The 23,606-nt window shown below is 69.3% G+C and carries 23 protein-coding genes and 1 other RNA gene; 6 read left to right on the plus strand and 18 right to left on the minus strand.

Features of this window, described 5'->3' with window-relative positions; all coding sequences use genetic code 11:
• Nucleotides 1-90: 90 nt before the first annotated feature.
• The 6 genes from ftsH to ABEG18_RS19440 form a co-directional block, all read right to left on the minus strand.
• Nucleotides 91-2,013: an ATP-dependent zinc metalloprotease FtsH gene (ftsH, locus tag ABEG18_RS19415; RefSeq protein ID WP_406854690.1), complete on the minus strand. Its 1,923-nt coding sequence runs from the start codon at nucleotides 2,011-2,013 to the stop codon at nucleotides 91-93.
• Nucleotides 2,014-2,182: 169 nt separating this feature from the next.
• A complete protein-coding gene (gene tilS / locus ABEG18_RS19420) occupies nucleotides 2,183-3,214 on the minus strand; it encodes a tRNA lysidine(34) synthetase TilS (RefSeq protein WP_406854691.1) in 1,032 nt (343 codons plus the stop codon).
• Nucleotides 3,211-4,242 carry a tol-pal system protein YbgF gene (gene ybgF / locus ABEG18_RS19425; RefSeq protein WP_406854692.1) on the minus strand — a complete coding sequence of 344 codons (1,032 nt, stop codon included), beginning with the start codon at nucleotides 4,240-4,242 and terminating at the stop codon, nucleotides 3,211-3,213. The genes tilS and ybgF overlap by 4 nt, the downstream gene beginning before the upstream one ends.
• Nucleotides 4,243-4,399: 157 nt before the next feature.
• Nucleotides 4,400-4,930: a peptidoglycan-associated lipoprotein Pal gene (gene pal, locus ABEG18_RS19430; RefSeq protein WP_406854693.1), complete on the minus strand. Its 531-nt coding sequence runs from the start codon at nucleotides 4,928-4,930 to the stop codon at nucleotides 4,400-4,402.
• 320 nt (nucleotides 4,931-5,250) lie between these two features.
• The gene (locus tag ABEG18_RS19435; protein ID WP_406854694.1) at nucleotides 5,251-5,967 is read right to left on the minus strand and encodes a DUF1013 domain-containing protein; all 717 of its coding nucleotides are present in this window, start codon (nucleotides 5,965-5,967) and stop codon (nucleotides 5,251-5,253) included.
• A 235-nt stretch (nucleotides 5,968-6,202) separates the two neighbouring features.
• On the minus strand, nucleotides 6,203-7,219 hold the full coding sequence (locus tag ABEG18_RS19440) for an NAD(P)H-quinone oxidoreductase (RefSeq protein WP_406854695.1): 1,017 nt from the start codon (nucleotides 7,217-7,219) through the stop codon (nucleotides 6,203-6,205).
• 87 nt (nucleotides 7,220-7,306) lie between these two features.
• Between ABEG18_RS19440 and ABEG18_RS19445 the strand changes: the two genes are divergently transcribed.
• Both ABEG18_RS19445 and ABEG18_RS19450 read left to right on the plus strand, forming a co-directional pair.
• The gene (locus tag ABEG18_RS19445; protein ID WP_406854696.1) at nucleotides 7,307-7,501 is read left to right on the plus strand and encodes a DUF1192 domain-containing protein; all 195 of its coding nucleotides are present in this window, start codon (nucleotides 7,307-7,309) and stop codon (nucleotides 7,499-7,501) included.
• 431 nt (nucleotides 7,502-7,932) lie between these two features.
• Nucleotides 7,933-8,457, plus strand: coding sequence for a DUF1465 family protein (locus ABEG18_RS19450; protein ID WP_406854697.1), 525 nt, complete (start codon nucleotides 7,933-7,935; stop codon nucleotides 8,455-8,457).
• Between the two features lie 103 nt (nucleotides 8,458-8,560).
• On the opposite strand, the gene rpmE is transcribed toward ABEG18_RS19450, so the two are convergent.
• Nucleotides 8,561-8,791 carry a 50S ribosomal protein L31 gene (gene rpmE / locus ABEG18_RS19455; RefSeq protein WP_406854698.1) on the minus strand — a complete coding sequence of 77 codons (231 nt, stop codon included), beginning with the start codon at nucleotides 8,789-8,791 and terminating at the stop codon, nucleotides 8,561-8,563.
• 138 nt (nucleotides 8,792-8,929) lie between these two features.
• Between rpmE and ABEG18_RS19460 the strand changes: the two genes are divergently transcribed.
• The gene (locus ABEG18_RS19460) at nucleotides 8,930-10,792 is read left to right on the plus strand and encodes an ABC transporter transmembrane domain-containing protein (protein WP_406854699.1); all 1,863 of its coding nucleotides are present in this window, start codon (nucleotides 8,930-8,932) and stop codon (nucleotides 10,790-10,792) included.
• A gap of 5 nt (nucleotides 10,793-10,797) precedes the next feature.
• Here the strand turns inward: ABEG18_RS19460 and ABEG18_RS19465 are convergent, their stop codons facing one another.
• The 11 genes from ABEG18_RS19465 to tkt form a co-directional block, all read right to left on the minus strand.
• Nucleotides 10,798-11,238, minus strand: coding sequence for an N-acetyltransferase family protein (locus tag ABEG18_RS19465; protein WP_406854700.1), 441 nt, complete (start codon nucleotides 11,236-11,238; stop codon nucleotides 10,798-10,800).
• Between the two features lie 3 nt (nucleotides 11,239-11,241).
• Entirely contained in the window at nucleotides 11,242-12,273 is a 1,032-nt protein-coding gene (locus ABEG18_RS19470; protein ID WP_406854701.1) for a peptidoglycan -binding protein, read from the minus strand.
• The gene (locus tag ABEG18_RS19475) at nucleotides 12,270-13,265 is read right to left on the minus strand and encodes a flagellar motor protein MotA (RefSeq protein ID WP_406854702.1); all 996 of its coding nucleotides are present in this window, start codon (nucleotides 13,263-13,265) and stop codon (nucleotides 12,270-12,272) included. Before ABEG18_RS19475 ends, ABEG18_RS19470 begins: the two co-directional genes overlap by 4 nt.
• Before the next feature lie 103 nt (nucleotides 13,266-13,368).
• A complete protein-coding gene (locus ABEG18_RS19480; protein WP_406854703.1) occupies nucleotides 13,369-14,172 on the minus strand; it encodes an inositol monophosphatase family protein in 804 nt (267 codons plus the stop codon).
• Between the two features lie 48 nt (nucleotides 14,173-14,220).
• Nucleotides 14,221-14,787, minus strand: a complete 567-nt coding sequence (efp, locus tag ABEG18_RS19485; protein ID WP_406854704.1) for an elongation factor P — start codon at nucleotides 14,785-14,787, stop codon at nucleotides 14,221-14,223.
• Between the two features lie 98 nt (nucleotides 14,788-14,885).
• A complete protein-coding gene (locus ABEG18_RS19490) occupies nucleotides 14,886-15,908 on the minus strand; it encodes a tetratricopeptide repeat protein (protein ID WP_406854705.1) in 1,023 nt (340 codons plus the stop codon).
• A gap of 1 nt (nucleotide 15,909) precedes the next feature.
• Nucleotides 15,910-16,569 (minus strand): thiamine phosphate synthase, encoded by a 660-nt coding sequence (locus ABEG18_RS19495; protein ID WP_406854706.1) that lies wholly within the window; start codon nucleotides 16,567-16,569, stop codon nucleotides 15,910-15,912.
• A 140-nt stretch (nucleotides 16,570-16,709) separates the two neighbouring features.
• Nucleotides 16,710-17,798 (minus strand): class II fructose-bisphosphate aldolase, encoded by a 1,089-nt coding sequence (gene fba / locus ABEG18_RS19500; RefSeq protein ID WP_406854707.1) that lies wholly within the window; start codon nucleotides 17,796-17,798, stop codon nucleotides 16,710-16,712.
• Between the two features lie 222 nt (nucleotides 17,799-18,020).
• Nucleotides 18,021-19,214: a phosphoglycerate kinase gene (locus ABEG18_RS19505; RefSeq protein WP_406854708.1), complete on the minus strand. Its 1,194-nt coding sequence runs from the start codon at nucleotides 19,212-19,214 to the stop codon at nucleotides 18,021-18,023.
• Between the two features lie 81 nt (nucleotides 19,215-19,295).
• Entirely contained in the window at nucleotides 19,296-20,303 is a 1,008-nt protein-coding gene (gene gap / locus ABEG18_RS19510; RefSeq protein ID WP_406854709.1) for a type I glyceraldehyde-3-phosphate dehydrogenase, read from the minus strand.
• 85 nt (nucleotides 20,304-20,388) lie between these two features.
• A complete protein-coding gene (gene tkt / locus ABEG18_RS19515) occupies nucleotides 20,389-22,374 on the minus strand; it encodes a transketolase (RefSeq protein ID WP_406854710.1) in 1,986 nt (661 codons plus the stop codon).
• A 187-nt stretch (nucleotides 22,375-22,561) separates the two neighbouring features.
• Between tkt and ABEG18_RS19520 the strand changes: the two genes are divergently transcribed.
• From ABEG18_RS19520 to ssrS, 3 genes are all read left to right on the plus strand, one after another.
• Nucleotides 22,562-22,849 carry a DUF4164 domain-containing protein gene (locus ABEG18_RS19520; protein WP_406854711.1) on the plus strand — a complete coding sequence of 96 codons (288 nt, stop codon included), beginning with the start codon at nucleotides 22,562-22,564 and terminating at the stop codon, nucleotides 22,847-22,849.
• An 88-nt stretch (nucleotides 22,850-22,937) separates the two neighbouring features.
• Complete coding sequence (locus ABEG18_RS19525; protein WP_406854712.1) at nucleotides 22,938-23,297, plus strand: cell division protein ZapA; 360 nt, start codon at nucleotides 22,938-22,940, stop codon at nucleotides 23,295-23,297.
• 141 nt (nucleotides 23,298-23,438) lie between these two features.
• Nucleotides 23,439-23,595: non-coding RNA, 6S RNA (gene ssrS / locus ABEG18_RS19530), on the plus strand.
• The last annotated feature ends 11 nt before the right edge of the window (nucleotides 23,596-23,606 follow it).

Below are 23,606 nucleotides of genomic sequence, written 5' to 3' on the forward strand. Positions count from 1 at the left end.
GCAAAGTCTAGACCGAGGCGAGATCGGGCGGCAACAAACGCAAAACGCCCGGCGAAGAGGCCGGGCGTTGCAACTTTGACGATCGGAAGGTCAGGCCTGGGGCTGAGGCTCCAGACCGGCGTCCGGCTCCTGCCGGGGCCGGCCCTTGCCGGCCGAGGGCACCACCGGAGCCGAGCGGCTCGGCGGATCGTCGGAGACGTCGCGGACCGGCGGCTTGCCGTTCAAAAGGTCGCGGATCTCGTCGCCCGACAGGGTCTCGTATTCCAAGAGGCCGCCGGCGAGCTTCTCCAGGTCTTCGCGCTTCTCGGTGAGCACGCGGGTGGCCTCCACGAGGCCTTCCTCGACCAGACGGCGGACCTCCGCGTCGATCTTCTGCGCGGTCGCCTCGGAGATGTTCTGCTGCCGGGAGACCGACATGCCGAGGAACACCTCGTCCTGGTTCTCGCCGTAAGCGACGGTGCCGAGCTCGCTTGAGAAGCCCCAGCGGGTCACCATCATGCGGGCCAGCCGGGTGGCCTGCTCGATGTCGGACGCGGCGCCGGACGTGACCTTGTCGTGCCCGAAGACGATTTCCTCGGCGACGCGGCCGCCCATCATGATGGCCAGGCGCGAGGTCATCTGCTCGTAGCTCATCGAGAGCTTGTCGCGCTCGGGAAGCTGCATGACCATGCCGAGGGCGCGACCGCGCGGGATGATGGTCGCCTTGTGCACCGGGTCCGTCGCCTTGACGTTGAAGGCCAGGATGGCGTGGCCGGCTTCATGATAGGCGGTGAGGCGCTTCTCCTCTTCGCTCATCACCAGGGTGCGGCGCTCCGCGCCCATCATGACCTTGTCCTTGGCGTCCTCGAACTCGCTCATCGTGACGATGCGCTTGCCGCGGCGCGCCGCCAGCAGGGCCGCCTCGTTGACGAGGTTCATCAGGTCGGCGCCCGAGAAGCCCGGGGTGCCGCGCGCGACGGTCTTGAGGTCGACGTCCGGCGCCAGCGGCACCTTGCGGACATGGACGCGCAGGATGCGCTCGCGGCCGATGACGTCCGGGTTCGGGACGACGATCTGGCGGTCGAAGCGGCCGGGACGCAGCAGCGCGGGATCGAGCACGTCCGGACGGTTGGTCGCCGCGATGAGGATGATGCCCTCGTTCGCCTCGAAACCGTCCATCTCGACCAGCAGCTGGTTCAGCGTCTGCTCGCGCTCGTCATTGCCGCCGCCGAGGCCGGCGCCGCGATGGCGGCCCACGGCGTCGATTTCGTCGATGAAGATGATGCAGGGCGCGTTCTTCTTGGCCTGCTCGAACATGTCGCGCACGCGGCTGGCGCCGACGCCCACGAACATCTCGACGAAGTCGGAGCCGGAGATGGTGAAGAAGGGCACGTTGGCCTCGCCCGCGATGGCGCGCGCCAGCAGGGTCTTACCCGTGCCGGGCGGGCCCACGAGGAGCACGCCGCGCGGGATGCGCCCGCCGAGCCGCTGGAACTTCTGCGGGTCGCGCAGGAACTCCACGATCTCCTGCAGGTCCTCCTTGGCTTCCTCGACGCCGGCGACGTCCTCGAACGTCACCCTGCCATGGGCCTCGGTGAGAAGCTTGGCCTTGGACTTGCCGAACCCCATCGCCTTGCCGCTCGCCCCCTGCATCTGCCGGGAGAGGAAGATCCAGGCCGCGATGAAGACGATCAGCGGCATCCAGCTGACCAGGAGCTGCAGGAACCAGGGCAGGTTCTCGCCCAGGGGCTTGGCCGAGAAGTTCACGCCCTTCTGGGAGAGCTTCTGCACCAGGTTGGGATCGTTCGGCGCGTAGGTCTGATAGCTGCGCCCGTCCGACAGCGAGCCGTGGATCTCCGGACCCTGGATCACCGCGCTGGCGACCCGCCCCGATTCCACCTCGTTGAGGAACTGGCTGTAGCTCATGTCGTAGGCCTGACCACGCTGCCCAGGATTCTGGAACAGGGTCACAAGCGCGAGCACGAGCAGGAAGATGATCACCCAGAGGGCGAAATTGCGCACGTTCGGGTTCATTACCGATCGATCGCCTTGGTGAGGCTCGGACCGCAAGGGCGATCGCGAGGCGTTGCGTTTGCCTAATGTAGGATTGAGGCCCGCCCTTGCCAAGGGAAGGTCCCGGAAGCACGTACGCGGAAGAGGGCTCTTAGCAAGAGCTTCGCCGCGTGGCGAGCCCGTTCGACCGCTAACCTTGACGGCTTCGCCCCCGTCGACGTTCTTTTTCCGCCATGATCGTGACCTCGCCAAGGCGGTCGAGGCTGACGACGCATCCCGCGCAGGTCGCCCGCAGGACCCGCTGCTGCGCGGCGGCGCGCGCCAGGGCGTCGCAGAGATCCTCGGCCCTTTTCAACCGGATGTGGGCCTCCCCCGCTGCGCGCACGCTGTCGATCCCGCGCAGCAGCGCCCTCAGCCGGATCTCGGGAGGCTCGTCGAACAGCCCCGGCCCGAGCCGGACGCCCTCCCCGGCCGTTTGCGCCAGCCGGGAGAACGCCGCCTCTGAGGCCTGCGACAACGCATCCTCGGCTCGCGCCGCCCGCGCGGCTAGCGTCAGCAGCCCGTCGCGGGTGAGCCCCTCTCCGGAGAGGCGGCCCAGCAGGCCGCGGATGCGGGTGCGGGCGAAGCGTGGGTCGGCGTTCGACGGGTCCTCGCAGAAGGCCTGCCCGGCCTCGGCGAGCGTCGCCGCGAGCCGGGCCCTCGGGATGTCGAGCAGCGGCCGCCGATGCAGGAGCGGCCCGCGCCGGCTCGCCTTCGCCATGCCGGCCAAGCCCCCGACGCCGCTCCCGCGCAGGAGCCGCATCAGCACCGTCTCTGCCTGGTCGTCGGCGTGATGGGCGGTCACGAGGGCGTCCGCCCCGATCCCGGCCGCGTGGCCGACGAGGAGCCCATAGCGGGCCTCGCGGGCCTTGCTCTGCAGCCCCGTGCGCGGCTTGTCGCCCCGCCAGGCCAGGACCGCATGGGGCAGGCCGAAATCCTGCGCCCAGCTCCCGACCAGGGCCGCTTCCCCGGCTGAGGCGGGCCGCAGCCCGTGGTCGACGGTGGCGACCGACAGCGCCGGGCCGTCGGGACGCGCGGCGCGCCAGCGGGCGGCCAGCAGCATCAGGGCGACCGAGTCGGCGCCGCCCGAGACGGCGAGCAGCACGGCGCGATGATCGAGAAGGCAGGCGAAGAGGCCCTCGGCCTCGCCCGGGGAGATCGGCTCGGCGTCGCCGGCGCTCAAGGAGCGCAGGAGCCGCGCTTCAGTTCGCGCTCGGCGCTGGCGCGCACCTCGGCGGAGGCTTCCGGATAGCGGCGGGTGACCTCGGCGAGCGTCGCGCAGGCCTGGTCGGGTTGGCCCATGCCCCGCAGCGAGAGGCCCAGCTTCAGCATGCTGTCGGGCGCGACCTTGGACGAATTGTAGGTGCGGTAGACCTTCAAATATTGCTCGACCGCGTCCGGGTACTGCGCGCGGCGGAAATAGGTCTCGCCCAGCCAATAGGTGGCGTTGGCGGCCATGCGGTCCTTGGGATGGGCCTGCAGGAACTGCTTGAAGGCCATCTCGGCCTGCTCGTACTGGCGTTGCAGCACGAGACCGTAGGCGAGGTCGTACTCGTCCTTGGCGAGACCCGTCCCGGCCGACGCGACGGTCGTGCCGGTCTGGCCCGTCCCGGCGGCGCGCGGCGTTCCGGCGGGCGCGGCGCCCTGCGGGAAGGCCGGGTTCATGCCCTGCGGATAGGCCTGGGGCGGCGCGTGCTGCTGCGCGGGCGGAACGGCTCCCTGCGGCAGCCCGGCGCTGCGGTTCATCTGGTTGAGGTCCATCGGGGCGCCGGGATCGTCCTCGATCAGGTCGGCGATGCGCCGGTCCCGGCCGGGCTGGCCTTGCGGGGCGGCGGGGGCGGCTGATGCGACGTCGCCCAGCGCGCGGGGAGAGCCGGGCGCCGCCGGCTGCGCCGAGGGGTCGAAGGCGTCGCTGCGCTTCTGCGGCTTGGGCGGGCCGGGCGAGGCGGCCGGAGGGGTCGCGCCCGACGCGGCGGGCCGGCCGGCCCGCTCCTGGAAGCGGAACTCCACGTCCTCCTGGAATTTCTTGAGCTGGTCCTCCAGCCGCCTGTTCTGGAACTGGAGCTGCTCGATCTGGCCGGAGAGCTGGCGCACCTGCCCCTCGAGCCGGTTGGTTCGCACCAGGAGTTCGGACGCGTCCTGGGCGCTCGCGGGGACGGCGAGGACGGCCAGGGCGAGGGCCGAGAAGGCCCACACGGAGCGACGGATCATAACGGAGGATCTTCCGGGGATGAGCATTCCAGGTCCCGTCTAGCATGGGACGGGCGGCGGGCCAAAATGTGTCGCCTCTCCGGCTTGAGCGTGGCGGCGCCCTGAAACGAAACCGGCGTCCCGAAGGACGCCGGATCGCCATCGATCGAGGACAGGCTCAGGAGCCCGCGCCGCCGCCCAGCACCGTGACGGCGCGACGGTTCTGCGACCAGCAGGAGATGTCGTCGCACACCGCGACCGGACGCTCCTTGCCGAACGAAATGGTCTTCAGCCGCGACCCGTTGACGCCGCGCGCGACAAGATAGTCGCGGGCCGCCTGGGCGCGCCGGGCGCCGAGGGCGAAGTTGTACTCGCGCGTGCCGCGCTCGTCGGCGTGGCCCTCGATGGTGATGGCGTAGCGCGGATACTGGCCCAGCCACTGCGCCTGCTTGTCGAGGGTCGCGGTCGCGGTCGGGGTCAGGTCGGTGGAGTCCGTCTCGAAGAAGACGCGGTCGCCGACATTGACGATGAAGTCCTGCGCCGAACCAGGAGCGCCGGCCCCGCCCGCGCCGAACCGGCCGGCGCCGGCTCCGCCCAGCGCATCGGCGCCGTCCGCGGCCTTGTTGGACGAACAGGCCGCCAGGGTCAGCGCCGCTGCGAGCACGATCCCGAGCTTCGCCGCCTTCGCGACCGCTATTGCACCCGTCATGATATCGCTCCTTGTGATGTCCGATTGCTTCGACGCTTACGCCGGGGTGGTTAAGCGAAGGTTCCGTCAACCTTGCCGAAGGCTTTCGGGGAAGTGTTGCATTCGAGCGATTGCCCGCATGGTTAACGGAGGGTGAACCGGCGGGAGCCGGCCCGAGAGGATGCGCGGCGAATCAAAGCAACGCGGCCCGCTTGAGCTTCACAACGCCGCTTTGCGGCGAAATGGGGCCTGAAATGCGAATGGCCGGGCTGAGCCCGGCCATTGATCGAAGCTGTGTCGGAAGGGCGACACTCGCAAGGGCGCGCCCGCGGCGAGAAAGCCTAGTCCTCGTCGTCCTCGTCGCGGCGGCCCTTGAGAGTCTTGAGCTTCGCGAAGACGGAATCGGGATCGATCTTCTCTTCCTGCTCCTTGGGCGCGTTCAGCGACGCGAACGGAACCGAGACGGGCTCCTTGGCGGTCGTGATCTCGGCGGGCAGCAGCGTCTGGCCGCTCTCCTCGACCTGCGCGGGCCGATCCTTGGCGGCGCGGGCGACCTCGAAGTCGAGGTCGATCTGCGAGGCGAGGCCCAGCGTCACCGGGTCGAGCGGGGTCAGGGTCGCGGCGTTCCAGTGGGTCCTGTCGCGGATCTGCTGGATCGTCGTCTTGGTCGTGCCGACGAGGCGCATGATCTGCGCGTCCTTCAGCTCGGGGTGATTGCGCAGCAGCCACAGGATGGCGTTGGGCCGGTCCTGGCGGCGCGACAGGGGCGTGTAGCGCGGCCCCTTCTTGCGCTTCTGCTCGGGAATTCGGACGCTGGAGACCGCCAGCTTCATGCGGTAGTTGCGGTCCTTCTCGGCCTTCTCGATCTCCTCGCGGGTCAATTGCCCCGCCACCATCGGGTCGAGGCCCTTGATCCCGGCCGCGACCTCGCCGTCGGCGATGCCCTTCACCTCGAGGGGATGCAGCTTGCAGAAGTCGGCGATCTGCTCGAACGACAGCGATGTGTTGTCGACGAGCCAGACGGCCGTCGCCTTCGGCATCAGCGGTCCAGTGCTCATGATCGCGCTCCTTCTTCTTGCGGCGCCGCTCATCCGCGCCCGGATGGCTCCGGGCGAATTCGTCGCCTCGCTTCGTCCCGTTGGGCCACCCTTGCGCAGGCACAAGCCTCGCGTGCTCCGGCCGAACCTTTCGGTCGGAGCCCCGGATGCCAACAGGACTGAACGGGGATGGCGCCTATATAGTCCGCCGCCGGCGCGGACGCAATTGCGCCGCGCGCCGTTTTCACCCCTGCGGTCACGCCACGGTGAGCACGATCTTGCCGATATGCTGGCTGGACTCCATCAGGGCGTGCGCCTTCGCGGCCTCCCGGAACGGGAAGGTGGCGTGGATCACCGGCTTCACCGTCCCGGCCGCGATCAGGGGCCAGACCCTGGCCACGAGCTGGTCGGCGATCGCGGCCTTCTCGGCCGGGCTGCGGCTGCGCAGCGTCGAGCCCGTATGGGTCAGCCGCTTCAGCATGATGCGCCTGAAGTCGACCGTCGCCTCCGACTTGCCCTGGAAGGCGATCTGCACGATCCGCCCTTCGACCGCGGCGGCCTCGTAGTTGCGGCCGATATAGTCGCCTCCGACCATGTCGAGGATGACGTCGACGCCCTTCTTGTCGGTCGCGGCCTTCACCTCGGCGACGAAGTCCTGCGTGCGGTAGTTGATCGCCACGTCCGCCCCGAGCTTGCGGCAGGCGTCGCACTTCTCGTCGGACCCGGCGGTGGCGAAGACGCGCGACCCGAACGCCTTGGCCAGCATGATGGCCGTGGTGCCGATGCCGGACGTGCCGCCATGCACCATGAAGCTCTCGCCGGGCTGCAGCCGCCCGCGCTCGAACACGTTGGTCCACACCGTGAAGAACGTTTCCGGGATGGCGGCGGCCTCGATCATGGAGGCGCCGTCGGGCGCGCGCAGCGCGTTGGTCTCATGCACGACGCAGTATTCGGCGTAGCCGCCGCCGGCCACCAGGGCGCAAACCCGGTCGCCCAGAGCGTGGCGCGTCACGCCCTCGCCCAGGGCGATGACCTCGCCGGCGATCTCCAACCCCGGGATGTCGGACGCGCCGGGCGGCGGCGGATAGAGCCCCTTGCGCTGCATCACGTCCGGGCGGTTGACGCCGGCCGCCGCGACCTTGACGAGGATCTCGCCGGCGGCCGGGCGCGGCGTCGGCCGGGTTTCGGGAACCAGCGCCTCGGGTCCGCCCGGGGCCTTGACGCCGATCGCCGTCATGGTCTGCGGCGTTGCGCTCGAGCCAGTCTCGTTCATCAGGATCTCCCGGTCTGCGGCCGCCCCTTGCGGCGGGGCCGGCCTTGCGTATCGTGTCCGCGCCGCGATGGACGATGGAGCGACGCCATGGCTGATCCCTTCGCAGACGACCTTCCCCAGCGCAAGCCGACGCTGCACGCGCTCGGCCAGGACCTCGCCGCGCTCTCCCTCGACGAGCTGGACGAGCGCGTCGAGCAGCTCAGGGCCGAGATCGCCCGGATCGAAGAGGTCAGGAACGCCAAGCGGGCGTCCCGCGACGCCGCCGACGCGTTCTTCCGGTAGCGCTGTGGCGTTCCGGGACGGCCGCGCCGGACTGACCCTTTTCGAAACACGTCCCACGAAGGCCGCGGACGAGGTTAACCGGCCATTAAGCTTTCGGGACTATGAATCGGCCATCCAGATTCCCTCTGGATGTCGAGTGGCTCCTGTCCACTCTGTTTGACGCCTCCCTGTTTACCCACTTCGCAAAGCCGCCTCCGGGCGGCTTTTTTTTGTTTTCCACCGTCAAGCGCAAACGTGAGGGATCTCCGACGCAAGCGTAGCGTTATCGTGATGTCCACAGCGTTAGGGTTAACGCAACGTTAAATTGGCTTCCGGCTCGGGTGTGGCAGTATGTTTGCTGAGTACCGCCGTGAAGGCAGCCGGTTCTCGATCCGGGATCGTTCCCCGGTCAGGTTTGTGAGCCGCGCGCCGTGTTTGAGCGGGAGAGTATCATGATGAACGACGTCCAGCCGCAGGCCTCCGTTCCGAGGCCCGTGTCCTTCGCCCAAAGCTTCGTCGGCTCGGACGCGTTCCGGACATTGTTCCGCGAAGGCATGTCGCTGGTGGAGGCGACCGCCGCCTATCTGGACGGCGAGGGCCGCGAGGAATCCAAGGACCTGCCCCGGCTGGCGGCGCTGGCCTACGCCAGCGAGAGCATGCGGCTGACCACGCGGCTGATGCAGCTCGCGTCGTGGCTCCTGCTGCAGCGCGCCGTCGCCGAGGGCGAGCTCAGCTCGGTCGACGCCCAGCGCCAGAAGGAGAAGGTTCGCCTGTCGAGCCAGAATGGCGCGTCGAGCCCCGAGGCCATGGAGGCGCTCCCCGCTCAGCTGCGCGTCCTGATCGGCAGCTCGCTGCGCCTGCAGGGCCGGATCCTGCATCTTGACCGGCTGATGGAAGGCAAGTTCGACGACGCGCCCCTGGCCCCGAACCCGGTGGCCATGCAGCAGCGCCTGCTCCAGTCGGCCTTCCGCTCCTGAGGGACGCGGCGCCGGCCGGGGCGCTCGTCGACACGGACATCCAGACGCAAAAAACCCCCGGCCGAACCGGGGGTTTTTCGTTGAGGACGAGAGGGTCGCCCGATTACTTCTTGCCGAGGCCGAAGCCGCCGAACTTGTTGTTGAAGCGCGACAGGCGTCCGCCACGGTCCATGAGCTGCTGCTGGCCGCCGGTCCAGGCCGGATGCGACTTGGAGTCGATGTCCAGCTGCATCACGTCGTTCTCCTTGCCCCAGGTCGAGCGCGTGAAGAATTCCGTGCCATCGGTCATCACGACCTTGATGGTGTGGTAGTCGGGGTGCAGATCGGGCTTCATGAGATTGTCCTCGCAGGGTCGCCGCAGCGGCCCGATATCGTCTATAGGAGCCTGGAATGAGGTTGCGCCCCTATAGCGCAGGCAGGCGCCCGACACAAGCACGCGCAAGCGTCTCAGCAAGTGGATGAACCGGCGGACATGAACGGCGAACCAATGACCGACGCCACCCAGCCCACAGCGCCCGGGCTCCCGGCCGCCGACGCGGCCACGCAAGGCAAGCGGCGCGACCGCGCTCCCCTGAGCGCGCTGCGCCCCCTGCTGCCCTACGGGCTGCGCTACAAGGGCCGCATCGCCGCCGCCATCGCGGCGCTGGTGCTGGCCTCCATGGCGACGCTGGCGATTCCGGTGGCGGTGCGCCGTATGGTGGACCTCGGCTTCTCGCCCGAGGGCGCCGACATCATCGACCGCTACTTCTCGGTGATGATCCTGGTGGTCGGCGTTCTCGCAGTGGCGAGCGCCGCGCGTTACTACCTCGTGATGACGCTGGGCGAGCGCGTCATGACGGATATCCGCAACGCGGTCTTCGCCCATCTGACGCGGCTCGACGCGGGCTTCTACGACACCGTCAAGTCGGGCGAGATCGTCTCGCGGCTGACGGCCGACACCACGCAGATCAAGTCCGCCTTCGGGGCGAGCGCCTCCGTGGCGCTGCGCAACCTGGTGCTGTTCGTCGGCGCGGTGATCATGATGGTGGTGACCAGCCCCCGCCTGTCCGGGCTCGTGCTCCTCGCCATCCCGGTCATCGTGCTGCCGCTCGTGGCGTCCGGGCGCTCCGTGCGCCAGCGCTCGCGCCTGGCGCAGGACCGGCTGGCGGACGCCTCGGCCTACGCCACCGAGGCCATCGGGGCGACCCGCATCATGCAGGCCTTCACGGCGGAGGGCGCGACCCTGGCGCGCTTCTCCCAGGCCGCCGAGGACGCCTTCCACGCCGCCCGCACGGCGACGCTGTCGCGCTCGATCCTGACCGCGGTGGCGATCTTCCTGATCTTCGCCAGCGTCGTGGCCGTGCTGTGGTACGGCGCGCAGGACGTCCTCACCGGCCGGCTCACTGGCGGAAGGCTCTCGCAATTCGTGCTTTACGCCGTGTTCGGCGCGGGAGCGCTGGGCGAGCTCTCCCAGGTCTGGAGCGAAGTCAGCGCCGCGGCCGGCGCGGCGGGCCGAATCGCCGAGATCCTGTCAGTCGAGCCGCGCATCAAGGCCCCCGCGAATCCGACGCCGCTGCCGCAGCCGGCGGTCGGCTCCGTGGCCTTCGAGCATGTGCGCTTCGCCTATCCGAGCCGCGACGACCATCCGGTCGTGTCGGACCTGACATTCTCGGTGGCGCCGGGCGAGCGCGTCGCTCTGGTCGGCCCGTCGGGCGCGGGCAAGAGCACCATCGTCCAGCTCATCCTGCGCTTCTACGATCCGCAGGGCGGCCGTGTGCTGGTCGACGGCGTGCCGCTGACCGAGGCCGACCCGGAGGCGCTGCGCCGGCGCATCGCGCTGGTGGCGCAGGATCCCGTCGTGTTCGGGGCGACCATCGCCGAGAACCTGCGATATGGCCGCCCGGACGCCACCGACGCCCAGATGCGCGAGGCGGCGCGGCTGGCCGCCGCCGACCGCTTCATCGAGGCGCTTCCCCAGGGCTACGACACACGCGTCGGCGAGCGCGGCGTCACGCTGTCGGGCGGCCAGCGCCAGCGCATCGCCATCGCCCGCGCCGTGCTGCGCGACAGCCCGATCCTGCTGCTCGACGAGGCGACCTCCGCGCTCGACGCCGAGAGCGAGACGCTCGTCCAGGACGCGCTCGACCGGTTGATGGAGGGCCGCACCACCATCGTGGTCGCCCACCGCCTCGCCACCATCCTGAAGGCCGACAGGATCCTGGTCATGGACCAGGGGCGGATCGTCGAGGAAGGGACCCACGCCGATCTGGTCAACCGCAAGGGGCTCTACAGCCGGCTGGCGCGGCTCCAGTTCGAGGCGGGCGCCGCGGCGCTGGCCGACCGCGCCGCCGAGTAGCTGCGTCAGGGCGCCCAGGCGTAATGGTGGAGCGGCAGCCCCGATGCGGCGCTGACGCCCTCCCCGGTCCGCACGAAGCCTTCGCGCTCGTAGAAGCGGACCGCCCGCGCATTGCCGGCGTTGACCTCCAGGCGCACGCCGGACGGGGATGACGCCTTCGCGTGGTCCAAGAGCGCGACGCCGACGCCCCGGCCCCAGTTCCGGCGGGCCGCGGCGAGCTGGTCGAGATGGCCGGAACGCTCGTCGATGGTGACGAACCCGGCCAGGCCGTCGTCGTCCTCGGCGACGAACACGCTGACGCCCTCCGACCGCAGGCCGCCGATGCGCTCGGCGAACCAGCCGCGCCGCGCCTCGAAGTCGATCTGGGGCATCGCGTCGCGCCAGCTCTCGACCCACAGATCGACCATCGCCGGCATGTCCGAGTCCTGCATGGGGCGGATGCGCATCGTCTAGCGCTCGGTGAGCTTCAGCTCGATGCGGCGGTTGCGCTTATACGCCTCCTCCGTGTCGCCCAGCTCGAGCGGCTGGAACTCGCCGAATCCGGTGGCCGCCAGCCGCTGCGGCGGCACGCCCTTGGACGCCAGATATTGCACGACCGCGATGGCGCGGGCGGCCGAGAGGTCCCAGTTGCTCTTGTAGACGCCGGCCCCGGAGAGCGGCCGCTTGTCGGTGTGTCCGTCGACGCGCATGATCCAGGAGATGTCGCCAGGGATCTCGCGGTCCAGGGTGACCAGGGCGGCGGCGAGCTTGTCGAGCTCCGCCGTCCCGGCCGGGTTGACCCCCGCCGCGCCGGGATCGAAGAACACCTCGGACTGGAAGACGAAGCGGTCGCCGACGACGCGGACGTCCGGCCGGTTTCCCAGCACCTGCCGCAGGCGGCCGAAGAAGTCGGACCGATAGCGGTTCAGCTCCTGCACCTTCTGGGCGAGCGCGACGTTCAGGCGCGACCCGAGATCGGCGATGCGGGCCTGGCTCTCCTTGTCGCGCGATTCGGAGGCGTTCAGCGCCTCCTCGAGCGCGGCCAGCTGGCGCCGCATCGCGGCGATCTGCTGGTTCAGCACCTCGACCTGGCTCAGGGCGCGGGCGGCGAGCTGGCGCTGCGCGTCGAGATCCTTGCCGAGCGCGGCCGCCTGCCCCCCGGCCGCCGCCGTGCTGGCCGACCCGGCCTCGACGGCCGACTGGAGCCGGCCCCGCTCGGCCTCGGTGGCCTTCAGCGTGTCGGTGAGCAGCGTGATGTTGTCCTCGGCCGATTTGCGGCCGACCCGCTCCAGCGCCAGCAGGTTCGTCAGCTCCGAGATCTGCCGGGTGAGCCGCGTCAGCGCCTGGTCCTTGTCGGTGACCTGCTGGCTCAGGAAGAACTGCGCCAGCACGAACACCGAGAGCAGGAACACGATGGCGAGGACCAGCGTCGACAAGGCGTCGACGAAGCCCGGCCAGTAGTCGATCCCGCGCTGGCTGCGCCGGGTGCGGACGAGGCTCATCGGCGGACATCCTCCGCGGCGAGGCGCTCCAGGAGCTTCTTCATCTCCGCGTCGCGGCCGGCCTGCGACTCGACCCAGTCGCGGATCAGCTGCTGCTCGGAGCGCATGTGATGGACGAGGGCCTGGATGCCCTCCGCCAGATTGGCGAGCGCCGCCGTGGTGCCGCGGCTGCCGGTGGCCTCCTGCACGGCGAAGGACAGCCGGTCCAGCGCGGCGCGCACATCCGTGGTGTTGCCGGTCCCGATCATCGGCAGGCTCTCGGGCGCCGGCTCGGCCACCGCCGTGGAGAGCCAGTCCTCCACCTCGTTGTAGAATCGGTTCTGCGCCTGCGCGGCCTGCAGGTCGAGAAAGCCCAGCACCAGCGAGCCGGCGAGGCCGAACAGCGAGGACGAGAAGGAGATGCCCATGCCCGACAGCGGCGCGGCGAGCCCGCTCTTGAGGTCCTCGAACATCAGGGCTGCGTCAGCCCCGCTCTTCATGCTCTGGATGACGCGCCCGACCGAGCCCACCGTCTCCAGAAGGCCCCAGAAGGTGCCGAGCAGGCCGAGGAACACCAGCAGCCCCGTGAGGTAGCGCCCGATGTCGCGCGACTCGTCGAGCCGCATGCCGACCGAATCCAGCAGCGACCGCAGCATGGCGGGCGTCACCGTCATGGTCCCGGCGCTCGGCCCCTGCCGGCTGAGCAGGATCGTCGCCATGGGGGCCAGCAGCACGGGAGGCTCGACATTGCGGTTGTCGAGATTGGGCGCGCGCACCGCGTTGACCCAGCGGATCTCGCGGAACAGCCGGATCACCTGGCGGAACGCCAGGATGACGCCGATGAACAGCACGCCGATAATGAGGGCGTTGAGGCCGGGATTGGCCAGAAACGCGGCCCAGATCGCCTTGTAGAGGATCAGCGCCACGAAGCCGGCGAGGATCAGGAACACCGCCATCCGCAGCAGGTGCCGGCGCGGGGAGGACAAACGCTGGATCTCGAGCGGAATCGCCATGGGGCCTCGCGGTGGAAGCGGCATGTTGGCCGTCCCGACCGCGTCAATCAAGCCGAAGCGCCGTGGATCGCGAGAAACCTCACGCTCGACGGCGCGGCCAAGCCTATTCGGCGGCCCCGCGGGCCTCTTTGAGGATGCCGAGCAGCGCCCGATGCATGTCCTCGTTGCCGGCCACCAGCGTGTCGGCGCCGATCAGGTCGTCCTTGCCGAAGGCGTCGGAGACGTAGCCGCCCGATTCGCGCACCAGCAGCGCGCCCGCCATCAGGTCCCAGGAGTTCAGCCCCTGTTCCCAGTAGCCGTCGAAGCGGCCGGCCGCCACCCAGGCGAGGTCGAGCGCGGCCGCGCCCATGCGGCGCACGCCGCTGGTCTTCAGCATCACGCGCGAAAGCTGCTTCAGGTAGCCCGGATGGTCGCGCCGGCCCAGCGTCGGGATGCCGGTCGCGAACACCGCGTCGTGGTGGTCGCCGCGACCAGCCACGCGCATGCGCTTGTTGTTGAGGAACGCGCCCTTGCCGCGCTCGGCGATGAAAAGCTCGTCCTTGATGACGTCATAGACGACGCCGGCGACCGGGATCCCGTCCCGCTCCAGCCCGACCGAGATGCAGAAATGCGGGATGCCGTGCAGGAAGTTGGTCGTGCCGTCGAGCGGGTCGATGTGCCAGCGGTGCGACTTGTCCTTGCCGACGACCTCGCCGCTCTCCTCCATGACGAAGCCGAAATCGGGCCGCGACTTCTCCAGCGACTCGCGCAGGACCTTCTCGGCGCGATGGTCCGCGATGGACACGAAGTCGCCCGGCCCCTTGCGCGACACCTGCAGGTTCTCGACCTCGCCGAAGTCGCGGCGCAGTCCCTTGGCGGCCTTCATGACGGCGTCGACCATCACGGTCATCAGGGCGGAACGGATCATGGCGTGTCTCTGGCTCGGTCGGGCGGGGGCTGGCGCGGCGGTCGGGCCTCAGTCGGCCCGGCGCACATAGGTGATTTCGGTGGTGTCGACCACGACCTTCTCGCCCGAGCCGATGAAGGGCGGCACCAGGATGCGCAGGCCGTTCTCGAGGCGGGCGGGCTTGTAGGACGACGCGGCCGTCTGGTTCTTGAGCACCGGGTCTGCTTCCGTGATGGTCAGCACGACCTGGTCCGGCAGCCGCACGCTGATGGGCGTCTCCTGGTGCAGGCGCAGGGTCACCGTCATGCCGTCCTGCAGGAAAGCGGCGCGCTCGCCGACGAACTCCTCGGAGAGCTCGATCTGCTCGAAGGTCTCGTTGTTCATGAAGATGAGCTTGTCGGCTTCCTTGTAGAGGAACTGGAACTCGCGATATTCGAGCTCCGTCTCCTCCACCCGGTCGTCGGTGCCGAAGCGGTTGTTGAGCTTGCGGCCGTCGATCAGGTTCTTCAGTTCGACCTGGTTGTAGGCCGGGCCCTTGCCGGGCTTCACCCGCTCGGTCTTCACCGCCACCCACAGGCCGCCGTCATGCGAGATGGCCATGCCGGGACGAATGTCGTTGCCGCTGATACGGGCCATGGTGGTCTTTCCTGAACGGGGAACGCGCCCAAGAGCACGAGGACGCCAGTCAGGTCAAGCAGGAACCCGGGGCGCGGCCGGCGCGCCGGGCGCGCGCGTCAGTCGCCGAGCCACTTGCGGACCGCCTCGGCGGCGGCCTGCTTCTCGTTCGCCGTCATGCCCTTGAGGGCGTCGTCGAGCCACGGATCCTTGATGCCCTGCTCGGTCGCGATCGTGTGCCACTTGGACGCCTGGACGACGTCGCGCGGGACGCCGCGTCCTGCCGCATAGATGCGCGCCAGCCTGTTCTGCGCCACCGGGTTGCCGAGTTCGGCGGCGCTGCGGAACATCCTCGCGCCGGCGGCCTCGTCCTTGCGGACGCCGTCGCCGTTGAACAGCATGATGGCGTATTCGACCTGGGCGGAGATGTTGCGGTCGCGCGCCGCGCGGCCCATCCACAGCGCCGCCTGGGCGACGTTGCGGTCGACCCCGCGGCCGTCCCGCAGCACCACCGCCAGCGCATATTCGGCGTCGGCGTCGCCGCCGTCGGCCGCTTCGCGGAACAGCGCTGCGGCCCTGCGGTCGGTCTCCGCCTTGTTCTCGCGCAGCAGCAGCAGAGCGAGGTTGTAGGCGGCGCCCGGCGTGGCGTCGGCGGCGCTCTCCAGGAGCTTGCGCGCCTCGGCGGGGTCGCGGGCGACGCCCTTGCCGTCGAGCTTCAGCATGGCCAGGGCGAAAGCCGCCTGAGGGTCGCCCCGCGTCGCGGCCAGGCGATACCACTCGGCCGCCTTGGCCCAGTCCTGCGCGACGCCGAGCCCGGTGCCGTAGAGTTCGCCCAGCAGCGTCATCGCGGCGGCGTCGTTCGGGTCGTCGGCGATGCGCTTCGTCGCCTCGCGGAACGCCGTCAGGAACAGGCCGCGCTGATACGCGCCATAGGCCGCGTCCAGCTTGGGATCGGGCGCCGCCGCCTCGGCTTCGAGGGGCTTCGCCTCGGCGGGCGGGGTCTGAGCGGGCGCAGGCTGAGCGGGAGCGGAGGGGGGAGCCGGCGCGGGAGTGGGAGCGTCGGCGCCCTGCCCCAGCGCGGAACCGGCCGCCAGCCATGCCAGGATGCACGCGGTTGCGGCCGCGACGCGGCGCTTCCGCATGTCAGCGCACCGCGACGGGCGCTGCCGAAAGCGCCTCATGGGCGAGCCGGACCGCCTCGGCGGGCCCGCCCGGATGGCTGAAGGCCGCATCCCCCAGGGCCACGAACTCGCTGCCGGTCGCCGCCAGGGCCGCGACGTCGTCGAGGGTCGGGGCGAAGGCCACGCAAGGCGTCTGGAACACCTCCGCCCACCACTGCGCGCGCTCCAGCACGCCCGAGAGCGGCGGCAGGCTGTCGTCCAGGCGCGGCTCGCCGAACAGCACGTAGTCGCAACCCTCCTCGGCGGCCTCCATGGCGTCGTGCCTGGCCCTGAGATCGCCCACGCCGACGATGCGGTCATGCGGCTTCAGCGCGTCGAGCGCGGCGCGCAGCTTCGTCGGGTCGCTCACATGCACGCCGTCCGCGCCCGACCGGTTCACCAGGTCCGGAGCGTCCTCCAGCAGCAGCGCCGTGTTGTGGGCCTGCACGGCCGCGGCGATCGGCTTGATGAGCTTGATCAGCGTGCGCTCGTCGGCCTTGGGCAGGCGCAGCACCACCGCGTCGACCGGACCGGCCGCGACGGCCTTCTCGAGCGACTCGGTCAAGGGGCCGGGCCAGCCGGAAGGGTCGTCGACGCGGGGCGTGACGAGCACGAGGCGGGCGCTGGAATGTTCTGCGGTCATGATCCTGGAGGGGTGTGATGGCCTGGCCGGGCGTCGAAACCTGGCGAAGGCGTGAACCGCTGGCTGTCGTGCGAAGGCTCCGGGCCGGGACCCGGAGCCTGATCAAGTGGCCGGCGCGAGGCTGCGCGCCGGAATGCGCGTTACTCGGCGGCCTTGGCCGAGGCGCCGAACTGCGGGTCGAGCGACCCGGACGCATAACGCTTGGCCATGTCGGCCAGGGTCGCGATCCTGCCGATCTTCGACGCCTTGCCGGCCGTGCCGAACTCCTCCAGCCGCTGCTTGCACAGCTTCGTCATCGCGTCCATGGCGGGCTTCAGATATTTGCGCGGGTCGAACTCGCCCGGGTTTTCGGCGAACACCTTGCGGATCTGCCCGGTCATCGCCATCCGGTTGTCGGTGTCGATGTTGATCTTGCGCACGCCGTGCTTGATGCCGCGCTGGATCTCCTCGACCGGCACGCCCCAGGTCTGGGGCATCTTGCCGCCGAACTCGTTGATGATGTCCTGCAGGTCCTGCGGCACCGACGACGAGCCGTGCATGACGAGATGCATGTTGGGCAGCAGGCGGTGGATCTCCTCGATGACGTTCATCGCCAGGATGGCGCCGTCCGGCTTGCGGGAGAACTTGTAGGCGCCGTGCGAGGTGCCCATCGCGATCGCGAGCGCGTCCACCTTGGTGGCGCGCACGAAGTCCACGGCCTCCTTGGGGTTGGTGAGGAGCTGGTCGTGGCTGAGCTTGCCCTCCGCCCCGTGGCCGTCCTCCTTCTCGCCCATGCCGGTCTCCAGCGAACCGAGCACGCCGAGTTCGCCTTCCACCGAGATGCCGCCCAGATGCGCCATGTCGACCACCGTCTTGGTGACGCCGACATTGTACTCCCAATCGCCGGGAGTCTTGCCGTCTTCCTTGAGCGAGCCGTCCATCATCACGGAGGTGAAGCCGGCCTGGATGGCCGTCATGCAGGTGGCGGCGTTGTTGCCGTGGTCGAGATGCACGCAGACCGGGATCTGCGGGTAGATCTCGGTGACCGCGTCCATCATGTGCTTGAGCATGATGTCGTTGGCGTAGGACCGGGCTCCGCGCGAGGCCTGGATGATCACCGGCGCGTCAACCGCGTCGGCGGCCGACATGATGGCGAGCGCCTGCTCCATGTTGTTGATGTTGAAGGCCGGGACGCCATAGCCGTGCTCGGCGGCGTGGTCCAGAAGCTGCCTCAGGGTGATGCGCGCCATGGTCTTCTTCTCCTCGTTCTGCGCCAGCCTGTGGCGGCGCATTGTGGCGATGATTGTGGCCCAAGAGCAATTTCCGTGGTGGTCACGGCGAACTTCGCGAACCTGCGCGTCGAGCCTATCGAGTGTTCTGAACGTTGTCGGACATGGCAAATCTCTGAATTCAAACCATCCCGACGATAGCGCAGCTTGCCGCGCCCGAACAGTCGAGCGCGAGTCTGAGCCTCAGCGAAGACGCAGGATCTCCACCCCTGGCAGCGGCTTGCCTTCCAGCCACTCCAGAAACGCGCCGCCCGCCGTGGACACGTAGGAGAAGTCGTCCGCCACGCCCGCATGGTTCAGCGCCGAAACGGTGTCGCCGCCGCCCGCCACCGAGAGCAGCTGGCCGGCCCTGGTGAGCCGTGCGGCCTCCTGGGCGACCTGGTTCGTGCCCGTGTCGAAGGGCTCCAGCTCGAATGCGCCGAACGGGCCGTTCCACACCAGCGTCCTGGCGCCCGCCAGCTTGGCCTTGACGGTCTCGATCGATGCGGGGCCGATGTCGAGGATCATGTCGCCAGGGCCGACCGCGTCGACCGACACGACGCGGTTCGCCGCGTGCGCCTTGAACTCCGACGCCACCGTCGCGTCGACCGGCAGCACGATCTCGCAGCCCGCGCCCTTGGCGGTTTCCAGGATCGAGCGGGCCGTGTCGAGCAGGTCCTTCTCGCACAGCGACTTGCCGACGGCCTTGCCCTGCGCGGCCAGGAATGTGTTGGCCATGCCGCCGCCGATCACCAGGATGTCGACCTTCTTCACCAGATTGCCGAGCAGCTCCAGCTTGGACGACACCTTGGCGCCGCCCACCACGGCCAGAACCGGCCGCTTCGGCGCTTCCAGCGCGTGCGCGAGCGCCTCAACCTCGGCCTGCATGGTGCGGCCCGCAAAAGCCGGCAGCACATGGCCGAGCCCCTCGGTCGACGCGTGGGCGCGGTGCGCCGCCGAGAAGGCGTCGCTCACCCACAGGTCGCCGTTCTCGGCGAGCGCTTTCACGAAAGCGGGGTCGTTCTTTTCTTCCTCGGGGTGGAAGCGGGTGTTTTCCAAGAGCACCACGTCGCCCGGCTTCATGGCGTCCACGGCGGCCTTGGCGGCCGGGCCGACGCAATCCTCCGCGAAGCCCACCGGGCGGCCGAGATGCTCGGCCACCACGGCCGCGACGGGGCGCAGCGTCTCCTTGAGGTCGCGGCCCTTCGGCCGGCCGAAATGCGCCAGCAGCACCACCTTGCCGCCCTTGTCGGCGATCTCGCGGATGGTCGGCAGCACCCGCTCGATGCGGGTGGAGTCCGACACCTTGCCGTTCTCCATCGGCACGTTGAGGTCCACGCGAAGCAATACGCGCTTGTTGGAGACGTCAGCGCTGTCGAGCGTGCGGAAGGCGGTCATGATGTCCTCTGTCGGCAGGGCGCCAGTCCTAAAGCGAAGACGCCCCCGGCCGGGGCCGGAGGCGCGTCACACATCAGGCTCTCAGAGCAGCTTGCCCATCGCGACGGCGGTGTCGGACATGCGGTTGGAGAAGCCCCACTCGTTGTCGTACCAGGACAGGATCGACACCAGCGTGCCCTCCATGACCTTCGTCTGGTCCATGTGGAAGATGGACGAGTGCGGGTCGTGGTTGAAGTCGATCGAGACGTTCTTCTCGGTCGTGTAGCCCAGGATGCCCTTGAGCGGACCCTCGGCCGCCGCCTTGATGGCGGCGTTGATCTCGTCCTTGGAGGTCGCCCGCTTGGCGATGAACTTCAGGTCCACCACCGACACGTTCGGGGTCGGAACGCGCAGCGCGAAGCCGTCGAGCTTGCCGTTGAGCTCCGGCAGCACCAGGCCGACGGCCTTGGCCGCTCCCGTGGAGGTCGGGATCATCGACAGCGCCGCCGCGCGGCCGCGGTAGAGATCCTTGTGCATGGTGTCCAGCGTCGGCTGGTCGCCCGTGTAGGAGTGGATCGTCGTCATCATGCCGCGCTCGATGCCGACGGCCTCGTTCAGCACCTTGGCCACAGGGGCGAGGCAGTTCGTCGTGCACGACGCGTTAGAGATGACGAGGTGGTCCTTCGTCAGCTTGTCGTGGTTGACGCCGAACACGACCGTCAGGTCAGCGCCATCGGCCGGGGCCGAGACGATCACCCGCTTGGCGCCCGCCTGCAGGTGAGCGGCCGCCTTGTCGCGCGACGTGAAGATGCCCGTGCACTCCAGCGCGATGTCGACGCCCAAATCCTTGTGCGGCAGCTCGGCAGGGTTGCGGACGGCGGTCACCTTGATCGGCCCGCGGCCGACATTGATGGTGTCGCCTTCCACCGTCACCGTGCCGGGGAACCGGCCATGGACGCTGTCGTAGCGCATCAGGTGGGCGTTGGTCTCGACGGGGCCGAGATCGTTGATGGCCACGACCTCGATGTCGGTGCGCCCGGACTCGACGATGGCGCGCAGCACGTTGCGGCCGATCCGGCCAAATCCGTTGATGGCGACGCGTACGGTCATGATCTCATCCTCTCGTGTCTCGTCACGCCCGCAACGCGCACCCTAGGCTTGGCGTTGCCGGCCCCCGGTCAAAAAAAGGCCCGGTTCACACCCGCGCCGCCGCCTTTTCCGCGACTGCTTCGGCCGTGATGCCGAAATGCGCGTAGAGTTCCTTGTAAGGGCCGCTGGCCCCGAAGCCTGTCATGCCGACGAACAAACCGTCGGAGCCGATGATCTCGTCCCAGCCCATGCGCAAGCCGGCCTCGACCGCGATGTTGACCTTGGCCTTGCCGATGACGGAGGCCCGCACGGCCTCGGGCTGCGCCATGAAGAGCTCCATGCAGGGCACCGACACCACGCGGGCCCGCACGCCCTTGTCGGACAGGAGCTTGCGCGCCGCATGGGCGAGCTCGACCTCGGAGCCCGAGGCGAAGATGCTGACCTGAGCCTCGCCGCCTTCGGCCGGAGCGGACTCATAGGCGCCCACGGCGCAGAGGTTGCGATCCTGCGCCGTGGTGCGGAACGGCGCTAGGTTCTGCCTCGTGAGGGCAAGCACGCTGGGCGTGCGCTGGTGCTCCAGGGCGAGCTGCCAGCACTCGGCCGTCTCCATCGCGTCGGCGGGCCGGAACACGTTCAGGTTCGGGATGGCCCGCAATGCGGCCAGATGCTCCACGGGCTGATGGGTGGGCCCGTCCTCGCCCAGCCCGATCGAATCGTGGGTCATCACATAGACCACCCGGATTCCCATCAGGGCGGAGAGGCGGATCGCCGGCCGGCAATAGTCGGTGAACACCATGAAGGTGCCGCCGGCCGGGATGACGCCGCCATGCAGCGCCATGCCGTTCATGGCGGCCGACATGCCGAACTCGCGGATGCCATAATGGATGTAGCGGCCCGAGAAATCCGTCGGGGTGACCTGCGGCAGGTCCTTGGTGCGCGTGTTGTTGGAACCGGTGAGGTCGGCCGAGCCCAGCACCAGCTCGGGGACCGCCGTCACGATCGTCTCCAGGGCGAGCTCGGAGGACTTGCGGGTCGCCAGCGTCGGCGGATCGGCGACGAGCTTGGCCTTGAGGCCCTGCATCGCCTGGCCGAAGCCGGACGGCAGGTCGCCGCGCTGGCGGCGCTCGAACTCGGCGCGCGTGTCGGCGTCGAGAGCGGAGAAGCGCTCGCGCCACGCCTCATGGGCGGGCTTGCCGCGACGGCCCGCCTCGCGCCAATGCTCCAGGACCTCCCGGGGCACCGAGAACGGCTCGGGCGAAATGTTCAGATGCGCCTTGGCGGCGGCGAGCTCCTCGGCGCCGAGCGGCTCGCCATGCGCCTTCGACGTTCCGGCGCGGTGGGGGGCGCCGTAGCCGATGATGGTCTTGCAGGCCAGCATGGTCGGGCGGTCCGCCTTGCGGGCGCGCTCGATCGCCTCGAACAGCGCGTCGGGGTCATGCCCGTCCACATGCTCGGAGGCCCATCCCGCGGCCTGGAAGCGCTTCACCTGGTCGACGGAGTCCGACAGCGAGACCGGCCCGTCGATGGAGATGCCGTTGTCGTCATAGAGCACGATGAGCTTGGAGAGCTTGAGGTGGCCGGCGAGCGCGATCGCCTCGTGCGAGATCCCCTCCATGAGGTCGCCGTCGGAAGCGAGCACATAGGTGTGGTGGTCGACGATGCTGTCGCCGTACTGCGCGGCGAGGTGGCGCTCGGCCATCGCCATGCCGACCGCCGTCGCGAGCCCCTGGCCCAGCGGACCCGTCGTGGTCTCCACCCCGAGCGTGTGGCCGTATTCGGGATGGCCCGGCGTCTTGGAGCCCAGTTGGCGGAACGCCTTGAGGTCGTCGAGCTCCACGCCCTGCACGCCCGTCAGGTAGAGCGTTGCATAAAGCAGCATGGAGCCGTGGCCGGCCGACAGCACGAAACGGTCGCGATCGGGCCAGTGCGGATCCGTGGGATCGAACTTCAGGAACCGGGTGAACAGCACCGTCGCCATGTCGGCGGCGCCCATGGGCAGGCCGGGATGCCCCGACTTGGCCTTTTCGACCGCGTCCATCGCGAGCGAACGGATGGCGTTTGCCATGGGAACGTGCTGGTCGCGAAAAGTCATGGTCTGATCCGGTCTGGAGGCGGCGGGACAGATAGCATCATGACAAAGCGAGTCAATGTGAGGGCGGCTCCCAGAGGCGACGTTGACGCTCCCTTCTCGCCGAAACTAAACTTTCGCCATTAAGCTCAGCCATGTGATTCTGAAGAGCGTTCCGCTCGCCCCCCCCCGGCGCCGTTTCGAGAGGCCCATGCCAAGCTCTGCCGCCGTCGACCAAGCGCTCGCCCGTCTGCTCGCTTCCATCAGCGTGCTGGAGGTCGCGGCCGCGCGCCGGGCGGAGTCCGACCGATCCAAGGGCACGCTCGAAACGGAGCTGGCTCTCATGCAGGACGACCGGGCGCGGCTGGCGATGGAGTTGGACGGCGCGCTCTCGCACGGCAAGCGGCTGGAGGCTACGACCGACGAGCTCGCCAAGCGGATCGACCGCGCCCTGGGCTCGGTGCGATCGGTGCTGGACGGCGCGGCGGGCCAGGGCTGAGAGGGGCGGCCGGCCCCGCGCGCCGGCCATCGTCAATCGAAAGCGGCCGGCGCGTTTCGCCGACGATCGGGGGTAGAGTTTGGGTCAAGTGACAGTCACGATCGCCGACAAGATCTACCGCATCGCCTGTGACGACGGGCAGGAAGACCACCTGCGCAGCCTCGCCGCGGACGTCGACGACAAGATCGCCGAAATGCGCAAGGCTTTCGGGGAGATCGGCGACAACCGGCTCACCGTCATGGCGGCCATCACCTTCCTGGACGAGCGCCAGGAGCTGAGGTCGCGCATCGCGCGGCTGGAGGGCGAGGTGGCCAGCTTGAGGGCCGCCCGCCACGAGGTGGAGAACTCCTTGGGCGAGACGGAGGCCGAGATCACCTCCGCCATCGTCGAGGCGGCCGACCGCATCGAGGCCGTCGCCCGCAGCCTCGCGCCGCCGCCGCAGGGCTAAGCAGGGCGGTGGCTAGCCCTGCTTTCCTGTGCGGCGCGCCGCCGTCAAGCTTGCGTCTGTGCGGCATCGCACACCGTCGACGCCCGCGATCTTCGCAAATAGGGCTGGCAATTCGTTCGTGGTCTACCTAGATTCGGGTTCGCGGGGCTGCGGGGTGCGTGAGGACCATGTATCCCCGGGGCCTTATCGATCCTAACGGGAGCTGTCCCCGCCCTTGTCCCTGGACTCGGGCACACGGCGCCCACCTACGCTGTAGGTTTCCCGGGATCGGTCGTCCCACGGCCACTGTGGCTCCGCACTCGGCTTTCC

It is taken from the genome of Alsobacter sp. KACC 23698 (assembly GCF_045348435.1).
Taxonomy (GTDB): Bacteria; Pseudomonadota; Alphaproteobacteria; order Rhizobiales; family Beijerinckiaceae; genus Alsobacter.